Origin of the sequence: Microcoleus sp. N9_A1, from assembly GCF_036701795.1 — a bacterium.
Taxonomy (GTDB): domain Bacteria; phylum Cyanobacteriota; class Cyanobacteriia; order Cyanobacteriales; family Microcoleaceae; genus Microcoleus.
The window spans coordinates 16,251-31,233 of sequence record NZ_JAUBRI010000012.1; the positions used below are offsets into that span (position 1 = coordinate 16,251).

Sequence of the window (14,983 nt, forward strand, 5' to 3'; positions counted from 1 at the left end):
GCAGATTCGATCTATCGATCGCGATCACTCATGCTCCCAGCAACTGCTGCTAGCTTATTTAAGCCGTCACCCCTTTAAAATGATAAAAATTATGTTTTTGCTTAAATAACTATTTCAAACGCTATGATACCCACTTTAAAATCAGCGTTTGTTTGATTATCCCTAATTTATAAAAATTTACCTTTAATTGGAGCGATTTACTTACAAACCAATGACTACTGACTACTGACTACTGACTAATGACTACTGACTACTGACTGCTGACTGATGACTATTGTTGATCGCACTTTCAGCAAAAAGAAGGAACCAACGATCTTTCCATTGTTCCTTCTTTCTGCGTTTTCCTAATCCATCAATTTACAGCTTGACTTCGATATCTACGCCGGCTGGCAAATCCAGTTTCATCAAAGCGTCAATTGTTTTGGCCGAAGGCTGGTGAATGTCGATAATGCGGCGGTGCGTGCGGGTTTCAAAGTGTTCGCGAGAATCTTTGTCTACGTGGGGCGATCGCAGCAAGCAATAAATCCGCCGTTTTGTCGGTAGGGGAATCGGGCCGATCGCAGTGGCGGCTGTCCGATTTGCTGTATCTACAATCTTTTCGCAAGATGCGTCTAGAATTCGGCGATCGAAAGCTTTGAGGCGAATGCGAATTTTTTGCTGTTGAATTGTTGCCATTTTTTTTCTTGAATTTTCGAGGTTCAGTTTGTTGTTTGTTGTCTGTTGTCTGTCGTCTATTTGCAGTTTTTTTTGGGCTAACTGCTAACTGCGGAATCGTGACTAATGACTAATCACTAAATAGCAGAAAAGCCTGATTAAATTTGGTGGCTTTTCTGCTATTTAAGCTGTTATCGGATTCCTACTTGAGGATTTTGGAAACAACGCCGGCACCGACGGTGCGGCCGCCTTCGCGGATAGCGAAGCGCATTCCTTGCTCGATCGCGATCGGGTGGATCAGTTCAACAGTCATCTTGATGCGGTCACCGGGCATCACCATTTCAGCTTCCGAACCGTCATCAGCAGTGAACTGCATGATTGTACCGGTTACGTCAGTCGTGCGGACGTAGAATTGAGGGCGGTAGCCCGAGAAAAAGGGCGTGTGACGGCCGCCTTCTTCTTTTTTCAGGATGTACACTTCAGATTCAAACTGAGTGTGAGGACTGATAGATTTTGGCTTGGCAATTACCATGCCTCTTTCAATATCCGCCTTTAAAATCCCCCGGAGAAGTAGACCCACGTTGTCGCCGGCCAACCCTTCATCCAAGGACTTGGTGAACATTTCCACACCAGTCACGGTAGTGCTGCGAGTGTCTTTAATACCAACCACTTCTACTGTTTCGCCGACTTTGATGGTACCGCGCTCGATCCTGCCTGTGGCGACAGTACCCCGACCAGTAATGGAGAATACGTCTTCAACTGCCATCAAGAAAGGCTTGTCAACTTCGCGTTCTGGGGTAGGGATGTAAGAATCTACGGCTTCCATCAGCTTGTAAATCTTGTCTACCCACTCATTCTCGCCCTCCTTGGTTTTGGGATTAGCAAGCATCGCTTCGAGAGCTTTCAATCCCGAACCGGTCACGATGGGGATGTCATCGCCAGGAAAATCGTAAGAGCTCAAAAGTTCGCGAACTTCCAGTTCTACCAATTCCAACAGTTCAGCGTCATCCACCATGTCTTCTTTGTTCAAGAAGACAACCAAGCTGGGAACGCCAACTTGCTTAGCTAGCAGGATGTGTTCGCGAGTTTGAGGCATGGGGCCGTCGGCCGCTGACACTACTAGGATGCCGCCGTCCATTTGAGCAGCACCGGTGATCATGTTTTTCACATAGTCAGCGTGTCCGGGGCAATCTACGTGGGCATAGTGCCGACCTGTGGTTTCGTATTCGACGTGAGCAGTATTAATCGTAATACCCCGTGCTTTTTCTTCTGGCGCAGCGTCGATGTCGGCGTAGTTCTTAGCCTTTGCTTGACCTAGTGCAGAGAGAGTCATCGTAATTGCGGCGGTCAAAGTTGTTTTGCCGTGGTCAACGTGACCGATCGTACCGATGTTTACGTGGGGTTTATTCCGTTCAAATTTTGCGCGTGCCATTCTCGATCTGTTCCTTGTTTTTTTTAGCGATTTTAGACTTGAGATTTTAGATTCTAGATTTTGGATTCAATCCAAAATCCAAAATCTAAAATCCAAAATCATTAGTTCCCTTTGTTTTTCGCGATAATGGCTTCCGCCACATTTCGCGGCACTTCTTCGTAATGGCTGAATTCCATTGTGAAGATGCCTCTACCTTGGGTTTTCGAGCGGATGTCGGTGGCGTAACCAAACATTTCTGCTAGGGGAACCTTGACAGAAACTTTGGCAATTCCCTGATCCGTCTCTTGACCTTCGATATGACCCCGACGCGAGTTGAGGTCGCCGATGACGTTCCCGATATAATCTTCGGGAACTTCTACCTCTACTTTCATCATAGGCTCTAGCAGCACTGGCGACGCCTTCATCACGGCTTCTTTGATCGCCATTGAGCCGGCGATCTTAAATGCCATTTCCGAAGAATCTACGTCGTGAAAAGACCCGTCTACCATAGTAGCTTTAAGGTCGATCACGGGATATCCTGCTACAATACCTGATTCGCAGGCTTCTTTCATCCCTTGTTCTGCCGGGCCGATGTACTCTTTCGGTACAGTGCCGCCGACAATTTTGGAGACAAATTCAAAGCCGGTTCCGACTTCGGTGGGTTCTACTTCGATCACGACGTGACCGTACTGACCTTTACCGCCGCTTTGGCGGATAAATTTACCTTCGGCGCGGACGGCTTTGCGAATGGTTTCGCGGTAGGCTACTTGCGGCTGACCCACGTTAGCTTCTACTTTGAATTCCCGCAGCATTCTGTCTACCAGAATTTCCAGGTGCAGTTCGCCCATGCCGGCGATGACTGTCTGGTTGGTTTCTGGGTCAACGTTGACTCGGAAGGTGGGGTCTTCTTCCGAGAGCGACTGGAGGGCTTTGGAAAGCTTCTCCATGTCTTGTTTGGTTTTGGGTTCGACAGCCACTGAGATGACTGGTTCTGGAATAAACAGGGACTCCAGAATCACTTCCGAGCCTTCTTCACAGATGGTATCGCCGGTGAAGGTGTCTTTCAAACCCAAGACTGCTCCCAAGTCTCCGGCGCGGAGTTCCTTTACTTCTATCCGCTCGTCCGCTTTGAGAACAATTAGGCGAGAAACTCGCTCTTTTTTGTCTTTGGTGGAGTTGAGGACGTAGGTGTTGCTTTTGAGGACACCGGAGTAGACGCGAACGAAGGTCAGGCGACCGTACTGGTCTGCCATGATTTTGAACGCCAGAGCTGACAGGGGGGCGTTGTCGTCGGCAAAGCGCTCTGCTGTCTCGCCGTTGGGCAGAAGTCCTTGAATTGGGGGAACTTCCAAGGGTGACGGCAGATAGTCTATCACTCCATCCAACAAAAGCTGAACGCCTTTGTTTTTGAAGGCCGAACCGCACAGCATGGGGACGATCGCCCCGGAGATTGTGCCCGCACGCAGGGCCGAGCGGATTTCCGCTTCTGTTAACTCTTCGCCTTCAAGGTATTTTGCCGTGAGGGCGTCGCTGGTTTCTGCTACGGACTCGATCAGCTTGGTGCGGTATTCTGCGGCGAGTTCTTTTACCTCATCGGGGATTTCTATTTCCTCGATATCGGTGCCGGTGTTGTTGTTGTAGATGTAGGCTTTCATTTCCACTAAATCTACAATTCCCCGGAAGTTTTCTTCGCTGCCGATCGGGATTTGGACTGGTACGGCGTTCGCTCTCATGCGATCGCAAATTTGGCCGTAAACTTTGTAGAAGTTTGCACCCATGCGATCCATTTTGTTGACGAACACAATCCGGGGCACATGATACCTATCGGCTTGGCGCCAAACTGTTTCGGATTGTGGCTGCACTCCGCCTACCGAGCAGAACACTGCGATCACTCCGTCGAGCACTCGCATCGAGCGTTCAACTTCGATCGTGAAGTCTACGTGTCCGGGAGTGTCGATGATGTTGATTTTGTAATCTTTCCAACTGGTGGTGATAGCAGCGGCAGTAATCGTGATTCCCCGTTCCCGCTCTTGCTCCATCCAGTCAGTGACTGCTGTTCCCTCGTGCACTTCACCCATTCTGTGAACCATGCCTGAATAGAACAGAATTCTTTCCGTTGTTGTTGTTTTGCCCGCGTCAATGTGGGCGGCGATGCCGATGTTGCGAGTTTTTTCTAGCGGGACGGTACGTGCCACAGCTATCTCCTTGATCTTGTGTTGCTGTTATAATACTACTATACTACACAGAAACCCTTTTTTGCACTCCCCAGCCACTTACAACAGTCTCTGGAGCTTATTGTTACATTTTAATACTTTTTGCAAGATTTGTTTACAAAAATATTAAGGATGCGACATGGAGGATTTACAGAGTGCGTGAATTTTAAGTTTGCTTCACGAATGGCAAATGCGCCAAGAGAAGCAATCTCAACACTGAAAACTTAAACTTTTCAATTTCTCGCCCGATGCTTTTATACCGAACGATCGCGCTCTTCTCCATGCCCGATGTTGCAGTTAGTAGCGGTAGTGAGCAAAAGCCTTGTTAGCTTCGGCCATGCGGTGAGTTTCTTCGCGCTTGCGAATAGCACTCCCTGTTTCGTTAGCTGCATCCATCAGTTCGTTAGCCAACTTGGCGGCCATTGAGCGGCCGGTGCGGGCGCGGGCAAATCTGATCAGCCAGCGCAGGGCGAGGGTGGTTCCGCGATCGGAACGCACTTCCATCGGCACTTGGTAGGTGGCGCCACCTACCCGGCGGGCTTTGACTTCTACCAAGGGTGTAGCGTTTTTGACTGCTTTTTCAAACAAGTCTAACGGTTCGGCTCCCGTGCGTTCTTGGATGGTTTTCATGGCATCGTAGACGATGCTGGAGGCCACGGATTTTTTGCCGTGCTGCATGATCCGTCTCACCATCATGCTTACCAACCGGCTGTTGTAAGTTGGATCTGGCGGAACTGGACGTTTTTGAATAACTGTGCGGCGAGACATAGTTTTATTGGGGTTTTTTGATTTTGATTGATTGAATTTGGGGTTGTGAGTTCAAATTTTAGATCGGCGATCGAACTTAATTTTTGCTGGCTCATCCCCGGCGATCGGGCGAGTCCCGTGTTATTTTTTCTCTTTAGGACGCTTGGCCCCGTACTTGGAACGACCTTGTTTGCGGTCTTTCACACCGGCCGTGTCTAATGTACCGCGAATGATGTGGTATCTAACTCCGGGCAAATCTTTTACCCGACCGCCCCGGATCATTACTACCGAGTGTTCTTGCAAGTTGTGACCGATGCCGGGGATGTAGGCGGTGACTTCAAAACCAGAGGTCAGCCGTACCCGAGCCACCTTCCGCAGCGCCGAGTTGGGTTTTTTCGGGGTGGTCGTGTACACTCTGGTGCAAACTCCGCGGCGCTGGGGGCAACTCTTGAGAGCTGGCGATTTGGTTTTTTTCTGCGTTTGTTCCCGTGCTGAACGGATGAGTTGCTGAATAGTGGGCATGAGTTACGGCATTTCTAGCTTTTTGCTGAATATAGTGATTTGGCTGTATCCGCACTGAAAGTCCCTTCCCCTCTGGGGGGACGGGATGAATGAAAATAATTATGGGTAAGTGAGGATACCAGACTCTATATTGTACACGACGCGTGTTTCTTTGGCAAGAAATTTGCGCGACTAGCACTCAAACTTCCTTCCTTGCTGCAAGTTGGGAGGGGGCGAGCGCAACGGGCGAATGGTATGTGACATCCTATAATTTAGGCGCAACTATGATGATTGTCACAGCCGTCAGCAAAATTTATGACGATCGCAATATCGCGCTTTTTTGATCAAATTACCATCGATCAAATTACCATTATTAGGAGAGGCGCATTAACTTCAGCCTGCGATCGCATCACAGTCTATAGCCGATCGATATCACATAAAGTTATCTAAAATTGCCGGATAATAAGAAATATACATTGAGTTGACGGCAGATGACAACCAAAGCTTATATTCCTGAATATAAAATTTCCGAACTTTACTTGAACATTTGGAAATCCGGTAAGATCGATCGGACTGTGTTCCAGCAAATCCAATACGCAATTAATTCTCACAGTTTAAAAAGTTCAGAGGATAGAAAAATTGTCAGCAGGCTGCTGTATGCAGTACGGCGGGGATGGGTGTCAGTGATGGACTGAGTTACTTGGGAATTTTGAGTCAGGGCGCGAGATTGCTTGGCGACTCCCCGGGCGTAGCTGCGTCAATGAGTTTTGAGATTGCCACCCACTTGGCACCCACAGAGCATAACGCACACGGGGTGCATGAGTTGTGAGCTAAAATCTCATCCATAAAATTAAAGGACTCCCCAATAGATGCACCGCTCTTAAAAGGAAATATTAAGGTAAAAGGACAGGGTATGTTTAATTCTACAGAACTGCTGATCGAGGCTTTCATCGAACAACTTCAGAACGGGTACAGCCGCACTTACGGAGGCTACAAATCAGACTATGCTGACATTATTGCCTGGGTGGGGGCAATGGCGTTAGAAAACATCGCCAACAGCGACGCTCTTTATCACAATGTAGAACACGCCATTTGCATTAGCTTAGTCGGTCAAGAAATCTTGCGGGGAAAACACATTCGCAAGGGCGGAGTTTCCTGCGAAGATTGGCTGCACTTCATCATTTCTTTGCTGTGCCAAGACATCGGATATGTCAAAGGAGTTTGCCGGCAAGACCAAGAATCAGAAGGATTGTATGCTACTGGAAAAGATGGTATGAGAATTGCACTTGCTCCCGGTGCAACAGCGGCTAGCCTAGCTCCTTACCGAGTTGACAGAGCTAAATTGTTCATTGACGAGCGCTTCGGCAACCACAAGCTAATTAATGCTGAGATAATTAAGCAGAACATAGAACAGACTCGTTTCTCGGTGCTTGACGGTAACACTGACGAGGATGCAGTTAATTACTCTAGTTTAGTGCGCGGTGCTGACTTGATAGGTCAGCTCAGCAACCCGCAATATTTGCAGAAAATTGGCGCGCTATTTTACGAGTTGGAAGAAAGCGGTGCTACTAAAATTTTGGGCTACCGACATCCGGGCGACTTGCTGCAAAGCTACTCTAAGTTTTACTGGAGCGGCATTTATCCTCACATCAGCGAATCTCTCGGTTACTTGCAGTTGACGCAGGAAGGTAAACAAATTGTTGCTAGTTTGTACGCTAACATATTTCGGATGGAACACCAACGTTGCGATTCTGAGGTTGCTTGATGCAAGGGGAAGCGGAAGCGGAAGCGGAAGGGGAAGTGGAAGGCGGCAAGTTTTGAAGGTGTGAGATTGCTTTCTGAAGAATCACTTCGCTAACCAAAGCACAGCGGATTTAAGCCCCCACCTTTAGGTGGATTGTTTTTAGGCAGGGGCTTAAATCCCCTGCCTAAAAACTTCGCACTCCGAAGTCAACTGTCAACTGTCAACTGTTAAATTCCTTGCAACGCTATTAAGAGGAAGGGAAAGACGGCAAGTTTTGAAGGCGTGAGATTGCTTTCTGACGAATCACTTCGCTAACATTCCTTGCAACGCTATTGCCGTACCTGAGTTACCAATTACCAATTACCAATTACTAATTCCCCATTACCGAAGTGTATTTCATCCGACTCAACTAATTTCCTCCTCAATTTCCGAATGATATCGCGGACATGACCAACTGCTCGGCAGCAAAGAAGGCCATCCCTCCCGAAGCGCTTCCAAACACACAGCACGCACAGTTAATTGACAGTCAAGCAGTTCAACACCAGCTTTGTCAACTTGCTTTTTGCCAACTTTTAAAATCGATTCATCGCTAAATTCAAAGGTTTTGTGACACTGAATGCAAACCAGATGGTGGTGGTGGTGCAATTCCGGCAAATTCAATTCGTAATGTTTGTGTCCTTCTGCTAATTCTAATTCACGCAAAATCCCAATTCTTGCTAATAAATGCAGCGTTCTATAGACAGTAGACAAGCCAATTGTTTCTCCTTGATTCTGCAAAGTCTTGTATAATTCTTCGGCACTTAAATGATTGCCTTGCCGCAGATTTTGAAAGACACTCAAAATAGTTTCTCGCTGGGGAGTCAGGCGGCAGCCTCTCTGGTTGAGTTCGACTTTGAGTGAGTTAGCGCTGTATAGATTCATAGCAAATTTGTCCCAATAATTGTTATAATTTCCCCTGTGTTAGGGGGAATTTACTAGATCCTAATTCCGGTTGCTAAAGGTGGAAGAGAAGGATTAGTGGTCTGTTTTTCTGCATAATCTTTGTGAGCCCTAGAGCAATGTTGCTGGCAAGAATTGGCAAAATAAGTCTTTGGTTCAAAGTCAGTACAGCCGATCGCATTTTCAGTACAAGCAACGCACGGCCGCACCGTACACTTGAGACGGTAGTCATTAGTAAAAAACTCGCAATCCGCACAGGGAATTTGGTGCAAGCGCCGGAGTTGATAAACTCCTTCGCGCAGCGCTACCGAAACACTCCACAAAAACATAACCATCACAGTTACGATACAAAAACAGCACATAAAAACAGTCATAGACTAATTTTCTCTCTTGGTACCTACAAATCCAGAACTGATGAAGTTTAAGCAAGAAACTTCAACTTTGTTTCTTGCTTATCTTGATTAAACTGCATTCAGTTTCTATTAAGGCGGGCGCGACAAGCGTGCCAGATGTGACCGGCAAGCGCTGTTACACCCAATAAAAATTGTGCATTTAGGCGGGCATTACCAACCCAAAACTTAAAATTCGCTTCATCCTTTCCCAAGCCGTTAATGCTAGCAATTGTCACAGTTATTTCCCTCGTAAAATTAATATCTGGGCAATTTTTAACTTGAATCTTGTTGCCATTCACATTTTTTGCAGAGTTTTTTGAAATCGGCAAAATTTGAATAAGACTTACGAATGAAGGTTCAGAAACCGGGGTTTTTACGAAAAGACTTGTGGTCATCCGTAGATTCGGTAAAAACCCAGTTTCTTTGGTGGGAGTGAGTCCAGGAGTGTTTAAGTCCTACGAATCAGGTATGATTTGACAGAAATTTAGCTATGACTTGAGAAAAAACCGGATTTCTTGAAGGTATTAGTGCCGCAAGTAGCGGACAGAAACCCGGTTATTTAGTTTTTCGCAGTGCGGAATTAATTCCGCACTACAAACCGTTTTTATTTCAGTTCACAACCCCCCGGAAGATTGCATCAATGCCAGCAAAATTATCTAACAGCAAATAGGCAAGGAATGCTCCGCTGGTACCGCCCATTACCAAACCGCCCCGGAATAAACTCCAATCTTCAGGCGTTTTGTGCCAGTAAAGAACTTTACCTGCTTCAATCTTCCGATTCTCGTAAATCGAAAGACCCGTTGACAGAATCAACACCAATGCCAGAGTTACCAGCAATGCTGCCAGCGGTGCTAAACCTTTTTCTTGTAAAGGCAGCAATACTGCAAAAGCTCCTACTAGGAAATAGCCGTGAGCCAAGCTAACTTCTAATCCCCTGACTATGGGAGACAATCCCTTGCGGTAAATCGGCAAATTCCGCAAAAAAGTTACAGTCACATCGGAAAAACTAACTGCTGTTGCTGCCGCAGGTTGAGCTTGCATCTGAGGCGATTTTTCAACCTTGCTAGCAGTTGCAGTTACAAATTCGCCCGATCGAAAATCAAATCCCGCCGCTTTTGTCCGAACGCGCAGCGCGTGCCAAATATGGCCGCAAAGTGCCAAAATCGCTAACACAAAGTGGCTTGTTGCGAGCCAAGTCCGCGAAGAAACAACCGCTGTCTCCGGGCCGCTCAAACCCACCGGGCCGTAGAAAACCTCTGGATAAACAGTGTCATTTACAGTCACAAAGTAGGCGGCCAAAAAGCCCATATAAGCCAGAGCGCCCAAACTGTAAGAAAGGTAAGCTTCGCCAGACCAAAACAGCACTCGCTGGGCCCAAGCAAAAGGCTTAGTGAAGATATGCCAGAAACCGCCAAGAATGCAGAGCAAGCCAACATAAATGTGACCGCCGACAACATCTTCTAAGTTATCAACTGCTGCCATTCCTTCCGGGCCGCGCACTGGTAAAAGATAGCTAAAAATGCGGGCGGGATTGAGGGTTGGTTCGCTAATTATCCGCACGTCAGCAACGTGGGGATCGTAAAGACCGCCCCAAAATAAGGCTTTTGCTACTAACAACCAAGCACCAGCACCTAATAGCAATAGGTGAATGCCGATGATGGTTGTCATTTTGTCTTTGTCTTCCCAGTCGTAGCCGAAGGAACCAAAGAATGTTTTGTTTTGCGGCAATACTTTCGGGCCGAGCAAGGAATGGTAAAGACCGCCGGCACCGAGAACTGCGGAACTAATTAGATGCACAACTCCGATCGCAAAATAGGGATAGGTATCAACAATTTGACCGCCTGCTCCTACTCCCAAACCCAAACTTGCCAAATGCGGCAGCAAGATTAAACCTTGGTTGTACATCGGCAACTCTGGGTTAAAGTTTGAAAGTTCAAACAGAGTCATCGCTCCGGCCCAGAATACAATCAAGCCCGCGTGAGCGACGTGAGCTCCCAAAATTCGTCCTGAAAGGTTGGTGAAGCGGGCGTTACCGGCCCACCAGCCGTACTCGTTTTCTGAGTTTTCCGGCTCTGAAATTAAATTCTGATCTGTTATTGCTTGCATTTTCGCTTTCCTCCTGATGCGGTTAACTGGCTGGACTGGCTGCAACTTTATTTCCTTCGGGCTGGATATCTTCGCGCATTGCTTGCACGACTTTGCCTTTGCGGAAATCAAATCCTGCCGATCGCAAAGCGTGCCAGAAATGCCCTTGCAGAACGAAGAAGGCGAGCCAGAAGTGGGTGTTAGCCAACCAGACGCGGGAGGTCAGCATTCCTTCGCTGTGGAAGTAGGGGAACTGCTCGAAGCCAATTTTTAAAGTCGGCCCGTAGAATTCCTCTGGGTAAGCAATGGTGTTGACTGAAACAAAGTAGGCTGCGATGAAACCCATTAAGGCTAAGGCACCGAGACTGTAGGAGAGGTAAGCTTCTCCTGACCAGATGAACAGGCGTTTTGCCCAAGCAAAAGGTTGAGTGCGAATGTGCCAGAGGCCGCCGGCTGTGCAGAGGATTCCTACCCAGATATGTCCGCCGACAACATCTTCGAGATTGTCAACAGAGGCGAGCCAGTGCGTGCCACCTGCACCGAACAGGTAGCCGAAAATCACGGCGGGATTGAAAGTGGGTTCCGAAATTACCCGCACTTGCCCGATCGTGGTATCATATAAACCACCGAAATACATAGCTTTGGCCACCAACAACAAGGCACCGACACCAAGCAAAACTAGGTGGATGCCCAAGATGGTGGTCATTTTATCTGCGTCTTCCCATCTGTAGCCGAAGAAAGGAGTTTTTTCTTCGAGGGTGGCGGGCCCTTTGAGAGAATGAAAGATGCCGCCGAAGCCGAGAAAGGCTGAGCTAATTAGGTGAATTACACCAATCTGAAAGTACGGATAAGTATCGACAATTTTGCCTCCGGCACCAACTCCAAAGCCGAGTCGGGCTAGGTTTGGCAACAGGATTAAGCCTTGTTCGTACATGGGAAATTCTGGGTTGAAACGGGAAAGCTCAAATAGGGTATAAGCTCCCGCCCAGAGGACGATGAGGCCGGCCTGGGCGACGTGGGCGCCGAGCAAACGACCGGAAAGGTTGATTAAGCGGGCGTTGCCTGCCCACCAGGGAAAGGTTTCTCCTTCGGCTGGGAAGGATTTTTTGGCCATGCTTGTCACGGCGATTTACCTCTTGTGAAGGATGTCAGTTGAGTTTTAAGCGCTTGCGGCTTATTGATATAGATAATCAACAATTTTAGAAGTTTCGTCAAGGGCTTTTTGATAAAGTTTTTCACTTAATTTGGTTAAAATATGTAACACAACGGTGTAAAATATCGTCAAATCAAGCCTATGACTGGTTTCTAGGCTTGACGGCAAGTTTGCCCGTGATTGGAAAAAATAAAGATTAGATCTAATTTAAAACTTTTATTGACAAATAGTCTTACTAAGCTTATTGTTGTTTAAGTAGCTATCTCATCCTCTGGGAAAAGACAAGGTGGCAGAACAAATCCGGTACTTTCTTCTGGGTAAGCTTCGATCGAAGTGGGACTAAAAGACGGTGCGGGATTGTTTTTTCTCAATTAAGAGAATAAATGGCTACTTGTCGGCATATTCAACTCAAACTCCAAACCACAAAGCCTGAGAGCGTTTGCTCTCAGGCTTTTCTATCGAAATTTTTAACTGCTTGTGGAATCTGGCGCGCCCGTTCAAGCAGAGGATTTGCTTTCCTCGGCGACTTGCTCGTTGCTGGGCAATTCGAGGCAATAACCCGCACCGTATACGGTTTTGATGTACCGAGGATGGCGGGGATCGGGTTCCATCTTGGTTCTCAGGTGTCTGATGTGTACGCGAATTGTTTCGATGTCGTCGTCTGGGTCGTAACCCCACACTTCTTTGAGGATTTCGCTGGGAGAGACTGTTTGACCGTGGCGCTGCAGCAAGCAGTGCAGCAACTCGAACTCTAGGTGAGTCAGTTTGACGGTATTAACGTACCAAACAGCTTCAAACCTTTCGGGGACGAGGGTCAGCGGGCCGTAATTCAGGATTTCGGAGTGTTTCGCTGCTTGGGGGATGCGGTCTGTGCGCCTCAGCAGGGCTCGCACTCGCGCTAGCATCTCTTCTAGTTCAAAGGGTTTGGTCAGGTAATCGTCGGCGCCGGAGTTGAAGCCTTCTACTTTGTCTTGAGTTTGACTTAAGGCTGTCAACATCAAGACGGGTATGTCGGATGTGCGATCGTCCCTCCGCAAACGCTGGCATACTGTGAATCCGTCTACTCTAGGCAACATCAGGTCTAGGACGATCAGATCTGGCAGCAGTTGTATTGCCAGTGCCTGACCTTTGATGCCGTCTTCTGCCTGGGTGACTTCGTAGCCAGCCATTTCTAGGTTGACGGCTACCAGTTCGGCGATCGCCGCGTCATCATCAATAACAAGTATCCGAGGCATCATTATTTATCTCACCGCTAACCGAATGGCAGAGCCTACAGCCTTCTGGGGGTTCCAGGTAACTTTAACGAACAATTTTTTAATTTTAAGCTTCATTAAGGATTATAAGGTTGATTAAGAACTTTTTGAGCTGTGTAAATATTCTTGTACTAATTGTAAGCGCTAAGGGAGTCTATCAGAAAGCTTGATCGCCAAAAATCTGGCCTGCAGCAGGATATCTGCGTGCGGGCGAGACTTCGGAAGAGGAATTTTTCCGGCGATTTGAGGTTTTAGAGAAGATTCTGGGCGGGCGGGCAGGTACAGGGTTGACAACTATGGGGCGATATTTGTGTTTTGAGCAGGCTGAGTGTTGTTGCCCGAAACGGTTGGTTTAGCGCCTAGTTTTTGGAAATAAAGATTGCCGATTGTTGCTAAAAATGTGATGTAAACTGCTGCTTGGATGAGATAAAGTCGATCTCTGTATCCAAATAGTGCTTTGAGAAAAACTCCCGGAAATTGCCGATCGGGCAAAACTGCTTCTGCATTCCACACCAGCGGCCCTAAAATACAAGAGTGAATTTGTGAAGTGCGATCGAAATAAACACAAAGCGCTGCATATTTACTATCCATCTGCGACAAAATGGCAGCCGCTTGGTCAAAATGTTTCAGTGCAGATACTGCTAAACCCGCAACAATTAACAGCAACAAAATCCCCATAAACTTGAAAAACTGGCGGATATCAATTTTGATACCCCACTTAAACAGCAGCGCGCCAAATATCGCAGCCCCAATCAAACCGCCTAAAGCACCTAAAGCCGGACTTAAACCTTGTTGAAATTGAGCGCTGACAAATATAACTGTTTCAAAACCTTCGCGAAGTACGGCGATAAAAATTAAGCCGAACACGCCCCAACCAGCTTGAGTATTTTCTGTCAAAGCTGCTGTAACTGCTCCTTCCACTTCTGCTTTGAGAAAGCGGGCTTGCTGAGTCATCCAAATTAGCATCCAGCTTAGCATGGCGATCGCCACAATTCCCAACACACCTTCTAGTAGCTGTTTAATTGCCGGTGCGTAAGGCTGATTAGATGTTGATAGTGCGGCGAGCAATCCATTAAACAATACACCTACAAAACCGCTAGCAGCAATGCCGGCTCCGACACCTGCATAAACCCAGGAATTGAGATTGCTTTGCTCCGCTTTTTTCAAGCAAGCTAGGACTATTCCGACGACTAAGGCGGCTTCTACGCCTTCGCGCAGGGTAATTACAAAAGTCGGTACCGCTTCGCTAAAATTCATTTTTTATAATCATGGGGCATGGGGGATGGGGCATGGGCATGAGGCATTGGTCATTGGTCATTGGAAATAACAACTCACCACTAACCAATAACCAATAACCAATGATTAAATCAACTATAATCCCGCAGCATTTTTTTCAATTCTACTTGGTGCAATTCTTCTTGTCCAATCAGATTGCGGGCATATTCTTCCAAATAAACGCTGGAGTCAGTCACAACTTCAAGGAAAGATTTATACTTTTTAAGCGCTTTTTTCTCGTGATTTAAACTTTCTTCCAATAAGTCTTTCACAGAGTGTTTGTAGGTTTCTTCGATGGGAGCAATTTTCTGACTGGGATGCCCCTCTAAACCGGTGAGAATTTCTCCTGCTTGTTGGGCGTGGAGTAAGGATTCCGTTGCTTGTGCTTTAAAAAACTGCACGATGGGAATCCGGTTTGGCCCTGTCACCATTAGTGAATAGTGGGTATAGCGCACGACACCTGCAAGTTCCCATTCCATGATGGTGCATAGCAGTTCCTGGGTTTTTTTCTCGTCAAGTTCTTTCATTTGTTGTTTTAGAAGTAGCAGGCCTTAGAGGGCGCTGTTTATAATATCACATTTAAGTTAAAAATTTAAAATAAGGTGCTGATGGCGCA

At 47.1% G+C, this 14,983-nt stretch carries 16 protein-coding genes and 1 pseudogene; 3 read left to right on the plus strand and 14 right to left on the minus strand.

The annotated features are described in order from the left end of the window. Window positions 1–357: 357 nt before the first annotated feature. The 5 genes from rpsJ to rpsL form a co-directional block, all read right to left on the minus strand. Window positions 358–675, minus strand: a complete 318-nt coding sequence (gene rpsJ, locus QUA58_RS07900; protein ID WP_006632193.1) for a 30S ribosomal protein S10 — start codon at window positions 673–675, stop codon at window positions 358–360. A gap of 181 nt (window positions 676–856) precedes the next feature. Beyond that, window positions 857–2,086, minus strand: coding sequence for an elongation factor Tu (gene tuf, locus QUA58_RS07905; protein ID WP_333251061.1), 1,230 nt, complete (start codon window positions 2,084–2,086; stop codon window positions 857–859). A gap of 101 nt (window positions 2,087–2,187) precedes the next feature. Then, window positions 2,188–4,260, minus strand: coding sequence for an elongation factor G (gene fusA / locus QUA58_RS07910; RefSeq protein ID WP_333251059.1), 2,073 nt, complete (start codon window positions 4,258–4,260; stop codon window positions 2,188–2,190). Between the two features lie 315 nt (window positions 4,261–4,575). Next, window positions 4,576–5,046 carry a 30S ribosomal protein S7 gene (gene rpsG / locus QUA58_RS07915; protein WP_106150481.1) on the minus strand — a complete coding sequence of 157 codons (471 nt, stop codon included), beginning with the start codon at window positions 5,044–5,046 and terminating at the stop codon, window positions 4,576–4,578. Window positions 5,047–5,166: 120 nt separating this feature from the next. Continuing rightward, window positions 5,167–5,547 carry a 30S ribosomal protein S12 gene (rpsL, locus tag QUA58_RS07920; RefSeq protein WP_006632197.1) on the minus strand — a complete coding sequence of 127 codons (381 nt, stop codon included), beginning with the start codon at window positions 5,545–5,547 and terminating at the stop codon, window positions 5,167–5,169. A gap of 143 nt (window positions 5,548–5,690) precedes the next feature. On the opposite strand from rpsL, the gene QUA58_RS07925 reads away from it, so the two are divergent. The 3 genes from QUA58_RS07925 to QUA58_RS07935 all read left to right on the plus strand — a co-directional run bounded on the left by QUA58_RS07925 (window position 5,691) and on the right by QUA58_RS07935 (window position 7,291). Then, window positions 5,691–5,870: a hypothetical protein gene (locus QUA58_RS07925; RefSeq protein WP_333251055.1), complete on the plus strand. Its 180-nt coding sequence runs from the start codon at window positions 5,691–5,693 to the stop codon at window positions 5,868–5,870. Window positions 5,871–6,017: 147 nt separating this feature from the next. Then, a complete protein-coding gene (locus tag QUA58_RS07930; protein WP_333034800.1) occupies window positions 6,018–6,221 on the plus strand; it encodes a hypothetical protein in 204 nt (67 codons plus the stop codon). Between the two features lie 218 nt (window positions 6,222–6,439). Continuing rightward, window positions 6,440–7,291 (plus strand): Npun_R2479 family HD domain-containing metalloprotein, encoded by an 852-nt coding sequence (locus QUA58_RS07935; protein WP_333251053.1) that lies wholly within the window; start codon window positions 6,440–6,442, stop codon window positions 7,289–7,291. Between the two features lie 384 nt (window positions 7,292–7,675). On the opposite strand, the gene QUA58_RS07940 is transcribed toward QUA58_RS07935, so the two are convergent. The 9 genes and pseudogenes from QUA58_RS07940 to QUA58_RS07975 form a co-directional block, all read right to left on the minus strand. After that, window positions 7,676–8,191: a transcriptional repressor gene (locus QUA58_RS07940; RefSeq protein WP_333251051.1), complete on the minus strand. Its 516-nt coding sequence runs from the start codon at window positions 8,189–8,191 to the stop codon at window positions 7,676–7,678. A gap of 53 nt (window positions 8,192–8,244) precedes the next feature. After that, entirely contained in the window at window positions 8,245–8,583 is a 339-nt protein-coding gene (locus QUA58_RS07945) for a hypothetical protein (protein WP_333251049.1), read from the minus strand. A 98-nt stretch (window positions 8,584–8,681) separates the two neighbouring features. Beyond that, window positions 8,682–8,996: a hypothetical protein gene (locus QUA58_RS07950; RefSeq protein ID WP_333393562.1), complete on the minus strand. Its 315-nt coding sequence runs from the start codon at window positions 8,994–8,996 to the stop codon at window positions 8,682–8,684. Window positions 8,997–9,210: 214 nt separating this feature from the next. Then, window positions 9,211–9,642 carry a photosystem I reaction center subunit XI gene (locus tag QUA58_RS31495; protein WP_333118101.1) on the minus strand — a complete coding sequence of 144 codons (432 nt, stop codon included), beginning with the start codon at window positions 9,640–9,642 and terminating at the stop codon, window positions 9,211–9,213. A gap of 54 nt (window positions 9,643–9,696) precedes the next feature. Next, window positions 9,697–10,707, minus strand: a pseudogene (locus tag QUA58_RS07955) (chlorophyll a/b binding light-harvesting protein); the annotation flags it as partial. 22 nt (window positions 10,708–10,729) lie between these two features. After that, window positions 10,730–11,800, minus strand: coding sequence for a chlorophyll a/b binding light-harvesting protein (locus QUA58_RS07960; RefSeq protein WP_333393565.1), 1,071 nt, complete (start codon window positions 11,798–11,800; stop codon window positions 10,730–10,732). A gap of 536 nt (window positions 11,801–12,336) precedes the next feature. Then, window positions 12,337–13,074 carry a response regulator transcription factor gene (locus tag QUA58_RS07965; protein WP_194011399.1) on the minus strand — a complete coding sequence of 246 codons (738 nt, stop codon included), beginning with the start codon at window positions 13,072–13,074 and terminating at the stop codon, window positions 12,337–12,339. Between the two features lie 312 nt (window positions 13,075–13,386). Then, a complete protein-coding gene (locus QUA58_RS07970) occupies window positions 13,387–14,349 on the minus strand; it encodes an FTR1 family protein (RefSeq protein WP_333251041.1) in 963 nt (320 codons plus the stop codon). A gap of 110 nt (window positions 14,350–14,459) precedes the next feature. Next, window positions 14,460–14,894, minus strand: a complete 435-nt coding sequence (locus QUA58_RS07975) for a ferritin-like domain-containing protein (protein WP_333251040.1) — start codon at window positions 14,892–14,894, stop codon at window positions 14,460–14,462. Between the last annotated feature and the right edge of the window lie 89 nt (window positions 14,895–14,983).

Coding starts and splice junctions, on each gene's coding strand:
- rpsJ (WP_006632193.1), bottom strand. CDS start 675: ATGGCAACAATTCAACAGCAAAAAATTCGCATTCGCCTCAAAGCTTTC.
- tuf (WP_333251061.1), bottom strand. CDS start 2,086: ATGGCACGCGCAAAATTTGAACGGAATAAACCCCACGTAAACATCGGT.
- rpsG (WP_106150481.1), bottom strand. CDS start 5,046: ATGTCTCGCCGCACAGTTATTCAAAAACGTCCAGTTCCGCCAGATCCA.
- rpsL (WP_006632197.1), bottom strand. CDS start 5,547: ATGCCCACTATTCAGCAACTCATCCGTTCAGCACGGGAACAAACGCAG.
- QUA58_RS07930 (WP_333034800.1), top strand. CDS start 6,018: ATGACAACCAAAGCTTATATTCCTGAATATAAAATTTCCGAACTTTAC.
- QUA58_RS07935 (WP_333251053.1), top strand. CDS start 6,440: ATGTTTAATTCTACAGAACTGCTGATCGAGGCTTTCATCGAACAACTT.
- QUA58_RS07940 (WP_333251051.1), bottom strand. CDS start 8,191: ATGAATCTATACAGCGCTAACTCACTCAAAGTCGAACTCAACCAGAGA.
- QUA58_RS07945 (WP_333251049.1), bottom strand. CDS start 8,583: ATGACTGTTTTTATGTGCTGTTTTTGTATCGTAACTGTGATGGTTATG.
- QUA58_RS07950 (WP_333393562.1), bottom strand. CDS start 8,996: ATGACCACAAGTCTTTTCGTAAAAACCCCGGTTTCTGAACCTTCATTC.
- QUA58_RS31495 (WP_333118101.1), bottom strand. CDS start 9,642: ATGCAAGCTCAACCTGCGGCAGCAACAGCAGTTAGTTTTTCCGATGTG.
- QUA58_RS07960 (WP_333393565.1), bottom strand. CDS start 11,800: ATGGCCAAAAAATCCTTCCCAGCCGAAGGAGAAACCTTTCCCTGGTGG.
- QUA58_RS07965 (WP_194011399.1), bottom strand. CDS start 13,074: ATGCCTCGGATACTTGTTATTGATGATGACGCGGCGATCGCCGAACTG.
- QUA58_RS07970 (WP_333251041.1), bottom strand. CDS start 14,349: ATGAATTTTAGCGAAGCGGTACCGACTTTTGTAATTACCCTGCGCGAA.
- QUA58_RS07975 (WP_333251040.1), bottom strand. CDS start 14,894: ATGAAAGAACTTGACGAGAAAAAAACCCAGGAACTGCTATGCACCATC.